The organism is Halomonas sp. SpR8 (assembly GCF_031010195.1).
Classification (GTDB): Bacteria; Pseudomonadota; Gammaproteobacteria; order Pseudomonadales; family Halomonadaceae; genus Vreelandella.
Window position 1 is genome coordinate 24461 of record NZ_JAUAMC010000001.1, and the last position, 17761, is coordinate 42221.

17 protein-coding genes are annotated in these 17761 nt (G+C 56.1%); 11 read left to right on the plus strand and 6 right to left on the minus strand.

The genetic code is table 11. The features are described 5' to 3' along the window. Positions 1 to 9: 9 nt before the first annotated feature. The gene (locus QT230_RS00120; RefSeq protein WP_308319441.1) at positions 10 to 825 is read right to left on the minus strand and encodes an FkbM family methyltransferase; all 816 of its coding nucleotides are present in this window, start codon (positions 823 to 825) and stop codon (positions 10 to 12) included. After that, positions 818 to 2320 carry a glucan biosynthesis protein G gene (locus QT230_RS00125; protein ID WP_308319442.1) on the minus strand — a complete coding sequence of 501 codons (1503 nt, stop codon included), beginning with the start codon at positions 2318 to 2320 and terminating at the stop codon, positions 818 to 820. Before QT230_RS00125 ends, QT230_RS00120 begins: the two co-directional genes overlap by 8 nt. Before the next feature lie 341 nt (positions 2321 to 2661). Between QT230_RS00125 and QT230_RS00130 the strand changes: the two genes are divergently transcribed. Further along, on the plus strand, positions 2662 to 4296 hold the full coding sequence (locus QT230_RS00130) for an alkaline phosphatase (protein ID WP_308319443.1): 1635 nt from the start codon (positions 2662 to 2664) through the stop codon (positions 4294 to 4296). Next, positions 4293 to 5702: a mannose-1-phosphate guanylyltransferase/mannose-6-phosphate isomerase gene (locus QT230_RS00135; protein WP_308319445.1), complete on the plus strand. Its 1410-nt coding sequence runs from the start codon at positions 4293 to 4295 to the stop codon at positions 5700 to 5702. Before QT230_RS00130 ends, QT230_RS00135 begins: the two co-directional genes overlap by 4 nt. 48 nt (positions 5703 to 5750) lie before the next feature. Here QT230_RS00135 and QT230_RS00140 read toward each other — a convergent pair whose 3' ends face one another. The 4 genes from QT230_RS00140 to QT230_RS00155 form a co-directional block, all read right to left on the minus strand. Further along, a complete protein-coding gene (locus QT230_RS00140) occupies positions 5751 to 6101 on the minus strand; it encodes a DUF4870 domain-containing protein (RefSeq protein ID WP_308319446.1) in 351 nt (116 codons plus the stop codon). 49 nt (positions 6102 to 6150) lie between these two features. Next, positions 6151 to 7086: a lysophospholipid acyltransferase family protein gene (locus tag QT230_RS00145; RefSeq protein WP_308319447.1), complete on the minus strand. Its 936-nt coding sequence runs from the start codon at positions 7084 to 7086 to the stop codon at positions 6151 to 6153. A 2-nt stretch (positions 7087 to 7088) separates the two neighbouring features. Next, positions 7089 to 7478 (minus strand): DUF4870 domain-containing protein, encoded by a 390-nt coding sequence (locus QT230_RS00150; RefSeq protein ID WP_308319448.1) that lies wholly within the window; start codon positions 7476 to 7478, stop codon positions 7089 to 7091. A 126-nt stretch (positions 7479 to 7604) separates the two neighbouring features. Then, positions 7605 to 7988, minus strand: a complete 384-nt coding sequence (locus tag QT230_RS00155) for a VOC family protein (RefSeq protein WP_308319450.1) — start codon at positions 7986 to 7988, stop codon at positions 7605 to 7607. Between QT230_RS00155 and QT230_RS00160 the strand changes: the two genes are divergently transcribed. The 9 genes from QT230_RS00160 (at position 7987) to QT230_RS00200 (ending at position 17754) form a co-directional block, all read left to right on the plus strand. Next, positions 7987 to 8673 (plus strand): class I SAM-dependent methyltransferase, encoded by a 687-nt coding sequence (locus QT230_RS00160; protein ID WP_308319452.1) that lies wholly within the window; start codon positions 7987 to 7989, stop codon positions 8671 to 8673. The two genes, QT230_RS00155 and QT230_RS00160, sit on opposite strands and share 2 nt — an antisense overlap. A gap of 187 nt (positions 8674 to 8860) precedes the next feature. After that, positions 8861 to 10234: an MFS transporter gene (locus tag QT230_RS00165; RefSeq protein WP_308319453.1), complete on the plus strand. Its 1374-nt coding sequence runs from the start codon at positions 8861 to 8863 to the stop codon at positions 10232 to 10234. 125 nt (positions 10235 to 10359) lie between these two features. Next, positions 10360 to 12147: an acyl-CoA dehydrogenase gene (locus tag QT230_RS00170; RefSeq protein ID WP_308319455.1), complete on the plus strand. Its 1788-nt coding sequence runs from the start codon at positions 10360 to 10362 to the stop codon at positions 12145 to 12147. 138 nt (positions 12148 to 12285) lie between these two features. After that, positions 12286 to 13914 (plus strand): acyl-CoA synthetase, encoded by a 1629-nt coding sequence (locus QT230_RS00175; RefSeq protein WP_308319456.1) that lies wholly within the window; start codon positions 12286 to 12288, stop codon positions 13912 to 13914. Positions 13915 to 13937: 23 nt separating this feature from the next. Continuing rightward, on the plus strand, positions 13938 to 14786 hold the full coding sequence (locus tag QT230_RS00180; RefSeq protein ID WP_374694428.1) for a 3-hydroxybutyryl-CoA dehydrogenase: 849 nt from the start codon (positions 13938 to 13940) through the stop codon (positions 14784 to 14786). A gap of 117 nt (positions 14787 to 14903) precedes the next feature. Beyond that, complete coding sequence (locus tag QT230_RS00185; RefSeq protein ID WP_308319457.1) at positions 14904 to 15677, plus strand: enoyl-CoA hydratase-related protein; 774 nt, start codon at positions 14904 to 14906, stop codon at positions 15675 to 15677. 100 nt (positions 15678 to 15777) lie between these two features. Next, on the plus strand, positions 15778 to 16395 hold the full coding sequence (locus QT230_RS00190) for a LysE family translocator (RefSeq protein WP_308319458.1): 618 nt from the start codon (positions 15778 to 15780) through the stop codon (positions 16393 to 16395). A 48-nt stretch (positions 16396 to 16443) separates the two neighbouring features. Next, positions 16444 to 17145, plus strand: a complete 702-nt coding sequence (locus tag QT230_RS00195; protein WP_308319459.1) for a glutathione S-transferase family protein — start codon at positions 16444 to 16446, stop codon at positions 17143 to 17145. Between the two features lie 69 nt (positions 17146 to 17214). Next, entirely contained in the window at positions 17215 to 17754 is a 540-nt protein-coding gene (locus QT230_RS00200) for a YaeQ family protein (RefSeq protein ID WP_088701025.1), read from the plus strand. Positions 17755 to 17761: the final 7 nt, after the last annotated feature.

Consider the following 17761-nt stretch of genomic DNA (forward strand, 5'->3'; position numbering starts at 1 on the left):
CTTTCGGTATTAAGCATCGTTCAGAACGAAGGGATGATTGGAGCGGCAGGCGTAAAGATCGCCGGAGGGTAGCTCTTCGGCACCTGCATTGAGCCACTCAATAACAGCCTGCGGGGTTTGCCACTCAGCCCAACGGAAATGGCGCTGCTCGCCAACCACGACATTGTAGCGATAGTCGCCAAGGCGGCTTAAATGGTCAACACAAGCGTGGCTAACCGCTAGCGCGCCGGAGACAAACTCCACCGAAAGTGCGGCTACGGCGCGGCTTAATCCTGCCAGGACCTCGGCTTCAAAACCCTCAACGTCAATTTTGATAAAGCTGGGCTCGCCGTACTCTTCGATTAATGTATCTAAGGTGGTGACCGGCACCCGTAAACGCTGCTCCCAGCGCACCTGGCTGAAGCCTGCATTGCGCTCACCAATCTGTTCGCGCCATTCGGTGGCCAGGGTGGAAAGCGTGGGGTTGCCGGCGCTGATCGCAATGTCGGCAAAGCCTGCCGTCGGGCCAGCCGCTATGGGCAGCAGGGTAATGCTTTGCGGTCTGACTAAGCGCTTGAACCACTTGGCAAGCTCGGGCTGAGGCTCAAGCGCGACAACCTTAGCGCCTAGCGAATGGAAAGCCGCGCTGCGGTCGCCCAAGTGAGCGCCAATATCAAAGGCCACGCTGCCGGGCTGAATAAATGGCTGATAAAGGCGCTTAAGTCCGCGCTGGCGTCCCGGGCGCCAATAAATAAACAGCGAGCGGGCAAGTCCGCCCACGCTGCGCAGCCGTTGCAGGTACTGGCGCTGCATTAATTGGCTTTTCTGAGTCTCTACATCACTCATCGGGGTACCACACGTAATTCCAGGTTTCGGTCACCGGTTCGCCGTTTAAGGTGAGCCTGAGACGAACATCGCTGGGCTGGCCGCTGTCGGGTAGCCGGAAACTAGCTCGCCATCCACTGTTAGGCAGTGCGGTGACTTGAGGCAGTAAAACCTCACCTTGCTGGGTGCTGATGTCTAATTCGACCGGCTGGTCGGCAGTAATATCGGCTAACACGCCGCCTTGGAAATCGACAATAAACTGACGCTGCTCGCTGGCCGCTGAGTCCGTTTGCCCCGGTCCTGCTGCGCTGCCATGGCGGGTGCGAATGGCGCGGCCAAGCGTATGCTCCTCGGGCTGGCTGTTCAACGTGAAGGTGCGGTAGTGAAGGCGGCGTGATTCGCCGGCGTCTAATGTGTCGTCTGCTACCCAGTAAGCGACGATGTTGTCGTGGGTTTCATCGGGTGTGGGGATTTCAACCAGCTCGACATGCCCGGGGCCCCATTCGCTAAGCGGCTCGACCCACTGGCTGGGGCGGCGATGGTACTGAGCTTCGGTATCCAAGTAGCGATTAAAATCACGCTCCCGCTGCATCAGGCCAAAGCCGTGGGGAGACGCGTCGCTAAATGTCGAAGTTCGCACATGTGCTGGGTTGCTAAGCGGCCGCCAAATCCACTCATCACTGCCGGTATGCATCAGTAGGCCATCGGAGTCGTGCACTTGGGGGCGGAAGTCGTCCGGACGCTCGCGACTTGCCTCACCGTAAGTGAACATACTGGTGAGGGGCGCTACGCCCAGCTTGGCAATGTCTTCACGGGCAAACAGTTCGGCTTCGACTTCTACTTGGGTATTGTCGCCCGGTGTGAGAATAAATCGATAGGCACCGCTGACCGAGGGGCTATTCATCAGCGCCAGTAACTCAAATTGATCGGCATCGGCGTCGGGTTTATACAGCCAGAACTCGCGAAATGAAGGAAACTCTTCGCCTTCAACTGAGGCGGTATCAATGGCTAACCCGCGCGTCGATAACCCGTAAACTTGATCGCGCCCCACCAGTCGGAAATAACTCGCGCCGAGGAATACGGCAAACTCGTCGTTGTATTCATCGCTGTTTAACGGGTAGTGGAGGCGAAATCCCGCGTGGTCGCTACCGGTTAGGTCCTGCTCTTTAAGCTTCTCGGCATTGCCATCGTAGGAGTAGTTATCTGATGAAAAGGGCAGGGGAGAGGCGCTGTCGTTTTCAATAATGTTCAGAGCAATGGGGGTTTGAAAAATAAAACCGCTATGAAAGAGCTGTAAACTAAAAGGGCTCTCGTCTTGCCAGTAGGCATGCTCAGGATCAAAACGAATTTGCCGATAAGTATCGTAGTCAATGTCGCGCAATGCCTGGGGCAATGGCTCTTCAGGGGGCTGGTAGGTCTCTTCAGCTAGCTGCTGGGCGCGCTCAATCACAGCACTAAAATGACGATCGTCTGCGGCAAAAGCGGTGGAGGCTAGCGTGCATCCGAATAAAACCATGCACTGTCCAGTCATCCACCGTCCAGGCTGCCATCTACCCATCCGCCGTCTATCAGCTTCTTGCCTATCAATTTCTTGGCAATCAACTTCATGTTTATCAATAACGTTAACAAGCATGGGCGATATCCCTTCCGGTGAAGGCTTGCAAATTGCGTGGTGTATAACCCAGCAAAACGTGAAATTTTTACACAATATCTATACGATAAATCAAAACAGTACATGATTGTTGTGCTTCTCATCAGCCCTGTCCCCTGTTCTTGATAACGCCTCTCTGTGGGACAGAACACTGATAGGTCAGGCCTATGACACTGTAAGCTAAAGCAGGCACAAATGAGAATCCGATGAGCCGATTATTGTTGACGGTCCTAATGCTGAATTGCTTACTCATCGCGCCGCTATGGTGGCGATTCGGCGAGATAAGCGCGTATTTAATTGCTTGGGAGGCGCTAATTGTTGCGCCGTTAATGCTACTGCTCCCTGTAGGCCGCGCGCGCCGGTTACTAGGGATTGGGCTTGTCAGTTGGGTACTGCTGGCCACCGCCGCGAACTTGGGCAGTGCCGCTACCCACATGGCCTTTGCCCGGCCACTCAACCTATATCTAGATGTGCCCCTGCTGCGCTCTATTTATCACCTGTTAGTAGGCAATGTAGGTCAGCTTTTAGCCGTGTGTGCAGTGCTGGCGGCGATTGGTTTGCTGCTGGGTATTATCGTGGGCTTGGTGAAACTACTGCTGCCGCCGCTCGCTTATCCACTTAAACGGCTGCCAGGCGCGGCCGCGTTAATGCTGTTGGTGGTTGCTACTTGCTGCGCTGCGCTGGAGCTTTATGGCGTGAGACTGGTGGATGGCGCGCGTTTGCCGATGGTCAATATCACCCGTTTTCAGTGGCAGCAAGTAACAGACACCCATGCTGCGCGGCTGGACTTTACAGCTGAGCTGGAAGCGTCGCCAATAGAAGCACAGCCGCTACCAGGACTTGAAGGGCGCAATGTGTTGCTGACCTTTATTGAGTCCTACGGTGTCTCGGCACTCGACGATACGCGCTATGCAGACGTTCTACTTCCCACTCTTATGGAACTGCAGCAGCGCCTCGATGAGCGCGACCTCCATGTTGTCTCGGGGATGTTGGAATCGCCGATTCGCGGCGGGCAATCCTGGCTTGCCCACGCAACGGCGCTCAGCGGGCGCTGGATTGATAATCAGCTCTGGTACCGGCTGATGTTAGACAGCGAGCACACCACCTTGATTGATGACTTCAGCGCCACCGGGCAACGCACTTTGAGCGTCATGCCTGCCATTACCATGGCGTGGCCGGAAGGGGACGCCTACGGTTTCGATGATATTGCTTCGGCAAGCGATATCGATTACGCCGGGCCAGCGCTTAACTGGGTGACCATGCCTGATCAGTTCACCCTTGATTACACCCAGCGCCACCTGCTGGGCGAGACGCCGGTGTTTGCTCAGCTAGCCCTGATCTCCAGCCATGCGCCCTGGACGCCGATTCTGCCGGTATTGGATGACTGGTCATCCATTGAGGACGGGCGCATCTTTGCCCCTTGGGAGACGGCGGGCGACCCGCCTGAAGTGTTGTGGCAGGACATCGAGCGAATTCGCGATCACTATGCATGGTCGGTAGACTACGCTGTGAAAGTCACCGGCCGCTGGGCTGAGCGCGTGGTGGACGACAACACGCTATTGATTGTACTGGGTGATCATCAGGCGGCGCCGCTGATTACTGGCGATAACGCCAGTGGCGCGGTGCCGGTGCATATTATTAGCGGCGATCCCGCGCTATTGGCACCGTTTGAGGCGCGTGGGTTTATCCCCGGCACCTTGCCCGCGCTTGATCAAGCCGCTGAGGCCCCCAGAATGAACCAGTTGCGCCACTGGATGCAGGCCGATTTTGGTGAGTCAGAATCGGAAATAGAGGAAGAGAGCCGCTCGGCCACAAGTACGACCATAAGGACAGCACCATGATTCAGCCGATAATATTGAGCGGTGGCAGCGGTACGCGGCTGTGGCCGCTCTCTCGGGAGCAGATGCCCAAACAGTTTTTGCGCTTGACCTCATCCCATAGCCTGCTTCAGCAAACGCTTAGCCGTTTGGCCGGGATAACCACCGCTGCGCCCATGTTGATGGGGCATCATAGCCATCGCTTTTTAATGGCCGAACAGCTGCGCGAAATGGATCAAACGGCGACCCTGGTGCTTGAGCCAGAAGGACGCAATACCGCCCCGGCGATTGCCTGTGCGGCGCTGCTGGCGCGTCAGGCTGGTGATGACCCGCTGTTGCTGGTGCTCCCCGCTGACCATGTGATTGGCGATGTACAGGCGTTTGAGCACAGCGTTGAACTCGCCGCCCCGTTAGCCGAAGCGGGTTATCTGGTGACCTTCGGTGTCGTACCCACACAGCCCGAAACCGGCTACGGCTATATTGCCTGTGGTGATCCGCTGGAAGGCGGCCATCACCTTGCGGCGTTTATTGAAAAGCCCGACGCCAAGCGCGCCACACAATTGGTTGAGAGCGGCGACTATCTGTGGAACAGCGGCATGTTTTTGCTGCGTGCTTCCAGCTATTTAGCCCAGTTAAAGCGACTACAGCCAGCCATGCTTGAAGCTTGCGCAGAGGCAGTTAGCGGCGCGCACCGTGACTTGGATTTTCTACGCCTGGGCGAAGAGGCCTTTCGCCGCTGCCCGGCGGACTCTATCGACTATGCGGTAATGGAGCACTGTGAGCATGCCGCCGTCGTGCCGTTGGCCGCGCAGTGGAGCGATATCGGCAGCTTTGATGCGCTGTGGGCTATTGCTGAGCCCGACCCAGCGGGCAACGCCGCCCAGGGCGACACTTGGTTGACCGATACACAGAATTCGCTGGTGTTGGCCGAGCACCGCTTGGTGGCCACGCTGGGGGTGCAAAATCTAATCGTGGTGGAGACCTCGGACAGCGTGCTGGTGGTCCACCGTGATCAGGCGCAGCAGGTCAAACAACTGGTGGCGTCGCTTGCCAAGGCGGGGCGCAGCGAGCCGAGTTTGGCATCCCAGGTGCAGCGCCCTTGGGGCAGTTTCCAGGCGGTGGATAGCGGCCAACGCTATCAGGTCAAGCGGATTACCGTGAAGCCTGGCGGGCGGCTGTCGCTACAGCGCCACCATCACCGCGCTGAGCATTGGGTGGTCGTCAGCGGCACGGCGCGGGTAACGCTTGAAGAGCGTAGTTTCTTGATCAGTGAAAACCAGTCGGCCTACATCCCCATTGGGGCGCTTCATCGGCTGGAAAACACCGGCAAGATTCCTTTAGAACTGATAGAAGTGCAGTCGGGAAGCTACCTGGGTGAAGACGACATCGAGCGCTTAGACGATGTTTACGCTCGTGATAGCAATGAATGACAGGGCTGGAATGACAGTTCTTAATTGACGGGTCTTAAGTGAAAGAGCTTACCAAAGCCAGCTAGCGGGGCGCGCCGGTGGCCGCCCTTTGCGTACATCGACCCAGCCAAGCACGCCGCGCACCCCCAGCCATACCGCTAGCAGCGGCCAGAGCAAGGTGCCAATCATTACAATGCTCAGCAAAAAAGCAATGCCGGCATACAGCGTGCCGATCCAGAAGGTGCGGATTAGGTAGCGGTAATGCTGCTGTAGCCACGGCGCGGCATCTCTACGGTAGACATAGGCAATTATTACTCCAATCAGCAGAGTGATATTGGCGGTAATAATGCCCGCCAGATAAAGCGCGTAAACAATTTGCGGCGGGCGTGTTTCATCGCCAGAAGTGCTGTTTTGCGTCATCGGTAAGCTCTTATCAATAAAGCTGAAAGTGATTAATGAAATCGGCGAACTAATAAAGGCGGTAGTCGCGGTAGTTGGCGAGTTTTTGCTGCTCCTGCACCACTTTGCGGTAGCGCTTGTACTCCCACTGATATTGCGCGGGGGCCAGCGCAATCGCAGCCTCTACACTGGCATTGACACCGGTGGCAGACTCTACGTCGTCTGCGCTATAGACCCGCTCATCGGCATCTAAAAAGTGAATCTCAAAACCCTTTCCCGGAATGCGCAGCGCTACGCCTGTGACGACGCTTGCCTGGGTGCGGGCCACCAGTTTAGGCAGCAGCGTGGCGGTATAGGCGTCGCGGCTGAAGAACGGTGCGAAAACGCCGCTGCCCCAATCGGGCTCTTGATCAGGCAGGATGCCAATCGCTTCGCTGCGTTTAAGCGCTTTAAGCAGCGCTGCGACGCCGCGCGGATTAGTCGGAACGAGACGAGCGCCCATGCGTTCACGGCCATGTCGAATGACTGGATCAAGGGCGGCGATTTTGGGCGGCTCATACATGGCGGTAAAAGGGAAATGGCTCGAGAGCCAGAAGTTAAGCACCTCCCAATTACCAAAGTGGGGAGCGAGCACAATGACTCCTCGCCCCTCGGCGCGCGCGCTATCGAGCTTGTCGCGCCCGTTGACCGCTAAAATGCCGGCCTCGACTTGTTGAGGTTCTGCCATCCAGGCGTGGCCTAGCTCTAACATTGTGGCCGTCGAGTGGCGCAAGCTTTGCTGGGCAAGCGTCTTACGTTCTGGAGCAGAGAGATGCGGGTAAACAACGGCTAGGTTGCGCTCGGTCACTTCGCGCTCACGCTTATTAAAGCGGTAAACCAGTGGCCCTAGCGCTGAAGAGACGCGCCACAGCCGCGTGAGCGGCCAGCGCGATAACGTGCGCCATAGCCAGCTGATCGCACTGGCTTTGGAGTAACGCTCGCGGGCGTTACCTGTTTGTAGAGCCATTGTTAAAACAACCAGGAGTCTACGTTAGAGGGTGCGCGGTGCTCTTGTAGCCCTTTGAAGCCTTTAACACAGCGAATAATCAGCCAAACGGCAAGCGCTAGCAGCAACGGAAAGCCGATCAATATCAGCGTTAAGATCGAGAACACGATGCCATAGACCAGCCCTATCCAAAACGTACGAATCTGATAGCGGTAGTGTTCGTCCAGCCATACGGGGCCTTTGCCTTTATACATGTAAGCGATAATCACGCCGATAATGGAGGTAAAGCCCAGGATGAAACTGGCGAGGTAGAGCGCATAGTTGACCATTGCCATGGTGGTGTCGGGCTGATGGCGCTGCTCTTTACTGACGATTTCGCCATCGATGGGCGAATCATTGGCGTTATCACTCATAGCGTTTCCCTTGGGTAGGATGTTGGTAATTGCAAAATCAAAAATGCCGTATTGCGAGCCGTCGCTGGGTGCATCTCAGCGGGTGCTATTAAGGTGATATGATAACGTGCGAAAGCTTCCTTGGCATTAGCGTGTCGCGGGACGGCATATCTCTAATAGATTGCCGTCGGGGTCGCGCAGGTAAAGCGACTCAATCGGTCCATTGGCACCCTGACGGGCGACGGGTCCTAGCTCCACTTCGATATCCAGCGCGTCTAAATGCTGCTTGAATTCGTCCAGCGGGAGCTGGCAACGCAAACATAAATCCAGGCTGCCGGGGGTGGGCGTCGCTGAAATAGGCGCGATGTCGGTGTCGGTTTGATGCAGGCGTAACGCGGTATCGCCCAGCATTAAATCGACTCGCTGGGCATCGCGATAGCGAACGTCTAACCCAAGCACGCGTGAGTAAAAATCTACGGCGCGACCCATATCGGTCACAGTAACAACGAGATGATCCAGGCCTGATAGCATGCCACTTTCCTTAATACGTAACGATAAGCCAGAGAATACGAAGATGCGCTGCTGTCCGCTATGTGCGGGATCGACCACTGCGCTTTACCACCAGGATCGGCGTCGTGACTATTACCAGTGTGCCACGTGCAAGCTGGTATTTGTGCCCCCCGAGCAGCATTTGAGTGCCGAGGCTGAAAAGGCCGAATACGATAAGCATCAAAACTCGCCGCATGATACGGGATACCGGCGCTTTTTAGGGCGTTTATTTACCCCGCTTTTAGCCAAGCTTGCTCCCAATGCCCGCGGGCTCGATTTTGGATCCGGGCCTGGACCGACGCTGTCGGTGATGTTCGAAGAGCAGGGGTATTCCATGTCAATTTACGACCCTTTTTATGCCCCGGACGCCTCGGTGCTTGCCGACGACTATGACTTTATCACCGCCACAGAAGTCGTTGAGCACTTGTCGCAGCCTGGACAAGTGCTTTCTCAACTAGGGTCTCAACTGATAGCAGGCGGCTATCTGGGGCTGATGACCAAGCGGGTATCTTCCCCTGAAGCTTTTGCCCGCTGGCACTATATTTCGGATCCTACCCATGTCAGCTTTTTTAGCGAAGAGACCTTCCGTTGGTGGGCGCAAAAAAATAGTTTAGTGGTGGAATTTCCTGGGGCCGACACGGTTATTCTACACAAAACGCTAACGTGAAAAATTTTGACGTTAGAAAAGCATTGACTTTGCTCATTTGAGGGCAATAATTGCGCGCCGATATTCCAGCCTGACTCGATGCAACAGGTGAGATAGCGGCTATTTTGAACACTGCTTTGATACCAGTTTGAACACTGCTGGCAGCGTTTTTATTCCTGTTTCACTCCAGTAGGTAAGGTGAGGTTTCATGTCGCGGCAACTGCTAGCCATGGCGCTGGCGCCCCTTTTAGGGCTATTCATCCTTGGGATTGGCAACGGTTTTCTTGCCACCTTAATCACTCTGCGCCTGGATGCCGCCGGTGAATCGGCCACGGTCATCGGTATTGTCTCGTCGGCTTACTTTATTGGCTTAGCCTTAGGCGCAATGGTGAATGACCGACTGTTGCTGCGTATTGGTCATATTCGTGCTTACGGTAGTTTTGCCTCATTAGTGGCCGTCACGGTGCTGCTACAGGGATTGTTCTTTGACCCCTGGGCTTGGTTTGTGCTGCGCCTAATTGGCGGCTGGGCCACGGTAGGGGTTTATCTAGTCATTGAAAGCTGGCTGCTCACCGCCGGTGATCAAAAAGTCCGCGGCCGCCTGCTGGCGCTGTATATGATTTCGCTTTATGCCGCCGGTGTGTTAGGGCAACTACTGCTGGGTGTAACCAATGCCATGGGCGTCACCGCGCCCTTTATGGTGATTGGCCTACTGGCCTCGCTCTCTGTGCTGCCCATGGCGATGATCCCCCGCGTATCGCCAATTATGGAGCATGCCGAACCATTGCCACCCCACCGTTTGATTACGCTGACGCCCACTGGCGTGATGGGCAGCTTAGGTTCTGGCATGGTAGTGGCCGCGGCGTACTCACTGTTGCCGCTTTATCTTCAGCGTATTGGCATGACGGTCAGTCAAGTGGGCCAGATGATGGCGGTGGTGATCCTGGGTGCCATGCTGCTGCAGTACCCGATTGGCCGCTGGTCGGACCGCCATGATCGGCAAATGGTGCTGATCGGCATTAGCGGTTTTTGTGTGCTGATCTCAGCGGCGATGCTCTGGCTGCCACTTTCGACGCCAATGCTGGCGCTGCTGCTGTTCTTGCTTGGCGGTGGGGTATTTGCGCTTTACCCGGTGGCAGTGAGTCATGCCGCCGACCGGGCGCCCGCAGGAGCACTGGTGCGCATGAGCCAGGGCCTACTGCTGATCAACTCGATCGGTGCCACGGTCAGCCCGCTGATGATCTCCCCGGTGATGACGGTGATGGGCGATGCGGGACTGTTCTGGGCTTTCGGTTCACTTAGTCTATTTTTTGTCATGTTCTTTTCCTGGCGCCGTAGTGTGCGCCCAGCGCCGGTACCTGTGGCACCGTTTACAGCTACCACGCCGATGACCGCTGCAGGTGCTGAGCTGGTGGTCACTGAAGAGCTGATACAGGGGGCGCTGGAGCACGAACACTTGGAGGATCTCTCCGATGCCGTATGGGATGTGGACGTTGCTGAACCTGTGGTTGGGCCACCCGCAGAAGATGAGAGCCATATCACTTACTATGATGATGTAGAGCAAGTAGACGAGCGAAAATAAAGCCGAGTGGAGACGTTATCGGTCGCGGGTGATACCTTGGGCTAATGGTGTAGGTGATAGAGTATTACTACTATCTAGGGCATGCTTTCAAACGATTGTTTAATTTTTTGGCCCGAGGTCTTATTATGAACTATTACGCCGCGCCGGTACGTGATTTTCGCTTTGTACTTGAAGAGCTGTTGGAGCATCGCTCGCTGCACCTGCCGGTCTTTGAAGAAGCCACGCCGGATTTGGTCGAGGCTGTACTGGAAGAGGCCGCAAAACTGGCCGGTGACGTTTGGGGGCCGCTCAACAAGATAGGGGACCAGCAGGGGGCCAAGCGTCACACCGATGGCAGCGTAACGACGCCGGATGGCTTCGCGGCAGCTTACCAGGCGTATGTCGAGGGCGGTTGGAACGGTATTGGTGTTTCCGAGGCGTTAGGCGGTCAAAACCTGCCAGAGGTTGTTGCCAGCGCGGTTCAAGAGATGCTTCACGGCGCCAATATGGCGTTGGGCCTGTGTCCGATGCTGACGGCCGGGGCCATTGAGGCGTTGGCTCATCACGGCAGCGATACACTCAAAGCGACCTACTTGCCCAAACTGGTAGAAGGCACCTGGACGGGTACCATGAACCTTACCGAATCCCAAGCGGGATCGGATCTCTCCCAAGTGCGCACCCGCGCCGTTCCAGAAAGCGATCATTATCGCATCAGCGGCCAGAAGATCTATATCACCTGGGGTGAGCACGACGCCGCCGAAAACATTATCCATCTGGTACTGGCCCGCAAGCCAGACGCGCCGGAGGGTAACAAAGGCATTTCTCTGTTTCTGGTGCCCAAGTTTCTGGTTAATGACGACGGCTCTCTTGGCGAGCGCAACGATGTCACTTGTGCGTCTATTGAGCACAAGCTGGGTATTCACGGCTCGCCCACCTGCACTCTGAGCTTTGGTGAAAACGGCGGCGCGATTGGCTATTTGGTAGGCGAGGAAGGCCGTGGCCTGAACCATATGTTCACCATGATGAACGAGGCGCGCCACAAGGTTGGTATTCAAGGCATTGGCGTGGCCGAGCGCGCCTGCCAGCACGCCTTTGCCTATGCCTTGGAGCGCACCCAAGGCCGCTCCCCCAAAGCGCGCGGTGGTGAGAATTGTACTATCAGCGACCATTTGGACGTGCGCCGCATGCTGCTCTCCATGCGTTCGCGTACCGATGCGCTGCGCGCCCTGGCGCTCTACTGTGCCGCCGAACTGGATACGGCCCGCCACGCCGAAAGTGGTGATGCCCGCCATGCCGCTCAGGCTCGCGCTGATATTTTGATTCCGGTGATCAAAAGCTTCTCCACCGATCAAGCGGTGGATATCGCCTCCATGGGCATTCAGGTTCATGGCGGCATGGGCTACGTGGAAGAGACCGGTGCCGCCCAGTTATTGCGTGATGCGCGTATTGCGCCGATTTACGAAGGCACCAACGGTATTCAGGCGCTGGATTTGGCAGGCCGCAAGCTTCAGCGTGACAGCGGTGAAGCGCTCTCCATGCTCTTAAAAGATGTGGCCGCGACGGTGGAGCAGCTTAACGCCGAGCCTACCTTGGCAGCATTGGGCAGCGGCTTGGCCGCAGGCCTAGAAGATCTAAAAGCCGCTCAGGCGATCGTGCTTGAACAAGGCAGTGATCCTGAAAACGGCGCAGATGCGGTGCAGGCCTACGCTACGCCGTTTCTCACCCTGGCGGGCCACGTGCTGTGTGCATGGCAAATGGGGCAGGCTGCCCTGAGCGCCCTGGCCGCGATTCAAAACGGTAGCGATGATCCTTTCTATACTGCCAAGTTACGCAGCGCCGAATTTGCGATTACCCAGTGGTTACCGGTCGGTCGCGCCCAACGGGCGGTGATTGAAGCGGGTATGCAGTGTTTAAGCGAATTTGAGGTTCACTAACGCTAATGTTTCAGTCTGCGCCGCCGCCCTTCGAGGCGGCGGTGCTGTTTTTAGGCAACCGAAACAGTCATTTAAAACGAACGCTTTTACTAACACCGACTTCAACAACACGCTTAATAATAAGACCAGGAGCCGACTATGACCGCTATTTTCGAGCAAGGCTTACCCAAAACCGTAGCCAATCATGTACCCCTTTCACCGCTGACCTTTATCGAACGCTCGGCGTCGATCTACCCTGACTATCCTGCGGTGGTACATGGCAGCACACGACGTACCTGGGGCGAGTCCTGGGCCCGTTGTCGCCAGCTTGCCTCTGCGCTCAAGCAGCGGGGCCTTCAGCCGGGCCAAACCGTAGCAGCGATGCTGCCTAATATCCCTGCGATGTTTGAAGCTCACTTCGGCGTGCCGTTGGCAGGCTGTGTGCTGAACACACTTAATATTCGTCTGGATGCCGAGGCAATCAGCTATATGCTGGAGCACGGCGAGGCCAAAGCCATTCTGGTCGATCCTGAGTTTGCCGAGGTCATCCAACAAGCGGTTGCCAAGCTTGAGCATAAGCCGCTGATCATCGATGTTGCCGACGTGGAGTTTCTCGGAGACACCCAGGGCATTGGTGAGATCGAGTACGAAGCACTTCTTGAAGAGGGTGACGCCGATTTCGCCTATCAGCTGCCCGCGGATGAGTGGAATGCGATCTCGCTCAACTACACCTCCGGCACTACCGGCAAGCCCAAGGGCGTGGTTTATCACCACCGCGGTGCTTACCTTAACGCGGTGAGCAATATCATGGAGTGGGCGATGCCTCACCACCCGATCTACTTGTGGACGCTACCCATGTTCCACTGTAACGGCTGGTGTTTTCCGTGGACGATTGCCGCCAATGCCGGGGTGAACGTCTGCCTGCGCCGGGTCGATCCCAAAAAGATCATGCAGTTGATTGCCGATGAAAAGGTCACCCACTTTAGCGGGGCACCGATTATTCTTAATGGCCTGGTGAATTTACCGGCTGAAGACAAATGCGAGTTTGACCACCCGGTGAAAGTTACCACCGCCGGTGCGGCACCTCCCGCGTCGGTAATTGCCGGGATAGAGAAACTGGGTATTGAAGTCACCCACGTATACGGCCTTACCGAAGTGTACGGCCCAGTAACGGTGTGTGCCTGGCGTGAGGCGTGGGACGAGCTGCCGCTTGAAGCACGGGCCAAGATCAAAGCCCGCCAGGGGGTGCGCTATCACATGCTCGAGGCGCTGTGTGTGGCCGACCCGCTGACCATGGAGCCAGTCGCCAAAGACGGCCAAACCATCGGCGAGATTCTGATGCGTGGCAACAACGTCATGAAGGGCTATTTGAAGAATGCCGAAGCCACCGAGCAGGCGCTGGAGGGCGGCTGGTATCACACCGGCGATTTGGCCGTGTGGCACCCTGACGGCTATATCGAGATTAAAGACCGCTCCAAGGATATCATTATTTCCGGCGGTGAGAATATCTCCACCATTGAAGTGGAAGACGCTATTTACGGCCATCCTGCGGTCGAAGAGGCGGCAGTCGTGGCCAAGCCCGACGAGAAGTGGGGCGAGACGCCTTGTGCCTTTGTGAAGCTTAAAGTGGGTTACGGCGAAGTTACCGAAGCCGATATTATCGCCCACTGTCGCGAACATCTGGCGGGCTACAAAGTCCCCAAAACGGTCATTTTTAGCGAGCTGCCGAAAACCTCAACGGGCAAGATCCAAAAGTTCGTCCTGCGCGAAGAAGCTAAAAATCATTGATAACGCATTTAAGGAGTGAGGGTATGAGCGACAAAACGATTGGCGTAGTAGGGGCCGGCACAATGGGGCAGGGGATTGCCCAGGTAGTGGCGGCGAGTGGTTTCACCGTTAGGCTCTACGATGTAGCAGAGGAGCAGCTTAGTCGCGCTGAGAAAAATATCGATAAAGGCTTGAGTAAGCTGGTAGCGAAAGAAAAAATCAGCGAAGCGGATAGAAACGCTGCTTTAGCGCGCCTTTCGACGACCACGACGCTAGATACGTTGAGTGATTGTGCGGTAATTATTGAAGCTGCTCCGGAACAGCCTGAACTGAAAGAACAGCTGTTTCGCGATCTAAGCCGTTTAAGCAGCGAGACCATCTTGGCCTCCAATACATCGTCGCTGTCATTAACTCGCTTAGCGGCAGTTTGCGAGTGCCCAGAGCGCGTAGTGGGTATGCATTTTTTTAACCCGGTACCGGTGCTCAAGCTGGTGGAAGTAATTCGCGCGGAACAAACGTCAAATCAAACCGTTGAGCGTATTGAGCAGCTCGCTATCGCTTTAGGCAAAACCGCCGTGCCGGTGGGCGATGCGCCAGGTTTTGCAGTGAACCGTCTGCTGGTACCGATGATCAACGAAGCGGCGTTTATCGTCCAAGAGGGCACTGCAGCGCCTGAATCAGTAGATGACGCCATGAAACTCGGCGCCGCCCACCCCATGGGGCCATTAGCGCTGGCAGATTTGATTGGCCTGGATGTCTGCCTGGCGATTATGGAGGTACTCCAGGAAGGCTTTGGCGACCCCAAATATCGCCCCTGCCCACTGCTTAAACGTATGGTCGCCGCGGGCTATTTAGGCCGTAAGAGCGGGCGCGGCTTTTATCACTACGACTAACCTGCGCTGAGTTGAAGGGCGCGGCATAAATAAGTCATTGCCACTCAACCAAGCGTTCGCTAGGGTTGAGTGGTGTTCAATTCAATGTTCAATAACAAATCAAATAAGGAGCCCGCCATGAGCGAAGCCGTCATCGAAAAGGTTGATAACGATGGGATGGTGCGTCTCACCATCAATCGTCCTAAAGCGCTGAATGCCCTGAACAGCGATGTATTAGCAGCGCTAGAAGCGCACTTAATAGAGCTTGAAGCTCACCCGAATTTACGCGGCGTGTTGATTACCGGCGCTGGTGAAAAATCTTTTGTGGCGGGCGCTGATATCACCGAAATGCGTGACAAAACACCCGAGCAAGCGCGGGCTTTCGCCAGCCAAGCGCTGCGTACCATTAAACGCCTAGAGACATTGCCCGTGCCGGTGGTCGCGCTGGTGAACGGGTTTTGCCTTGGCGGCGGCTGCGAATTGGCGCTGGCCTGCGACTGGGCGGTAGCCAGCGACAACGCCGTGTTTGGCCAGCCGGAGGTACTGCTAGGGGTTATCCCTGGCTTTGGCGGAACGCAGCGTTTGCCGCGCCGCGTTGGCCCAGCCATGGCGATTGATTTGGTCACCACCGGGCGCAAAATTGATGCCCAAGAAGCGCTGCGTATCGGCCTGGTGAATCGGGTGATGCCGCAAGCGGAGCTAGAGAGCTACGTTGAAGAGCTCACTAAACAGCTTAAAGGTAATGGCCCGCAGTCAGTGCGCAGTGCCAAGCAGGCGGTTCACGACGGGATGGACCAAGACCTTGATAGCGCACTGGCGCTGGAAACCAGCCTGTTCGCCTTCTGCTTTGCCGGCGACGAGCAAAAAGAGGGGATGTCTGCATTTGTAGAAAAGAGGAAGCCGAACTTTTAACCCTTCGCTCATTCAAGATTTGCTGATTTAGGGGGTGGCGCTTGCGTCACCCCCGTTTTATGCTCGAAAGCCGACCATCAACTTCATTGGAGTTGCCACTATGCAATGGGCCGCGTTTATCCTCGCCGCGCTGGGTTTTGCCTATCTCCCTGGGCCTGCGATGCTATACACAGCAGCGCAAACCTTGGGTCGCGGCCGACGAGCAGGGTGGTTAGCGGTCATCGGTGTGCATATGGGTTGCTACGTCCACGTTATTGCCGCCGCACTTGGCCTGGCGCTGCTGTTTGCAGCGATCCCGCCTGCCTATATTGCCATGAAAATTATCGGCGGGCTTTACTTGCTGTGGATGGGACTGCGCCTGTGGCAGCAGGGCATTCGCGCCCATGGCGATGAGGTGCCGCTGGCCACCACTAAGCGCGTGCTGCGCGATAGTTGTCTAGTGGAAGTGCTCAACCCTAAAACAGCGCTCTTCTTTGTCGCCTTTCTGCCCCAGTTTGTGCAGCCCGAGAGCGCGATGCCAGTGGCATGGCAGCTGCTTTGGCTAGGTATCGCTACCAATGTGCTGTTTTCCTCTGCGGATGTCGTGGTGGTGCTACTGGCTAGCCCTCTACGGGCGTGGTTACAAAAATCCTCTGGCTCTTCCACACTTATTCAGCGTATCGGGGGCGGTGTGTTGATGGGGCTGGGGGGCAACACCTTGGCTCAGGCGGCGCGTTAATCATTTTGCCTACCTAGGTAGTTCAATTCTCGACTTAAGGAGCGTTGCATGTTTGATCTGTATATTGCCAACAAGAATTACTCGTCTTGGTCGCTGCGCCCTTGGGTGCTAATGAAAGCGCTGGAAATTCCCTTTAGTGAACACCTAATGCCCTTTGAAGGGGGCACTGGGGCAAGCTACGACACCTTTATTCGCTTTTCTCCCTCTGGCTTAGTGCCTTGTCTGGTAGATGTGCAAGATGATGACGAGCTGGCGGTATGGGACTCCCTGGCGATTGTCGAGTATCTGGCCGAGCAACACACCAACGTTTGGCCAAGTGGCAAGACCGCCCGCGCCTGGGCACGCTCAGCTACTGCCGAGATGCACAGCGGCTTTGGTACGCTGCGCGACGAGTGTCCGATGAATTGCGGTATGCGGGTGGCATTGAACAGCTTATCGACCAAACTTAAAACGGATGTGGCGCGCTTGGATGCACTTTGGCAGCAGGGGCTGGAGCGCTTTGGTGGGCCGTTTTTAGCAGGCAGCCACTTTACGGCTGTCGATGCATTTTATGCCCCTGTGGCGTTTCGTGCGCAGACATTCAGCTTACCGCTCAGCGAGGCTTCCCAAGCGTATGTTGAACACTTATTAGCGCTGCCTGCCATGCAAACGTGGTATCAAGCTGCGCTTGAGGAGCCATGGCGCGAGTCCATGCATGAGACCGATACGCTGAAAAATGGCAACGCAACAGCTGATTACCGTAAGCCTTAAGCTACGTGGCAATTCTCCAGGAACACCCAGCATCGGGTACACTGACGCAAATTTCGTTTGGAAACGTCCATGGCTCTTAGCGCAACGCCCTACAAAGTTGATATTAATCTTACCGATCTGGATCGCGGGGTGTATGAAACGCTGCGTTTTACCGTGGCTCGCCACCCCTCAGAAACCGAAGAGCGCATGACCGCACGCTTGCTCGCCTATGTGCTGTGGTACAGCGAGACCCTCGCCTTTGGGCGTGGGCTCTCTGATGTGGATGAGCCAGCGTTATGGGAGAAAAGCTTAGATGGGCGCTTGCTGCACTGGATCGAAGTGGGTCTGCCAGATGCGGAGCGTATCACCTGGTGCTCGCGCCGAGCGGAGCGAGTATCGCTGCTTGCTTATGGTCGGGTAGATCTGTGGGAGAGTAAAGTACTGCCCAGTGTGGCATCTCTGAAAAATGTCCATGTGGCGGGGCTGCCCCAAGAGGCGCTCGCGACCATTGCCAAAGACCTCCCCAGGGCTATTAATTGGGCGGTTATGATTAGCGAAGGCTCGCTGTTTATAACCGATGAAAACGGCCAGCATGAAATTACTCCGCAGTGGCTGCTACGCGACCGCTAGGAAATAC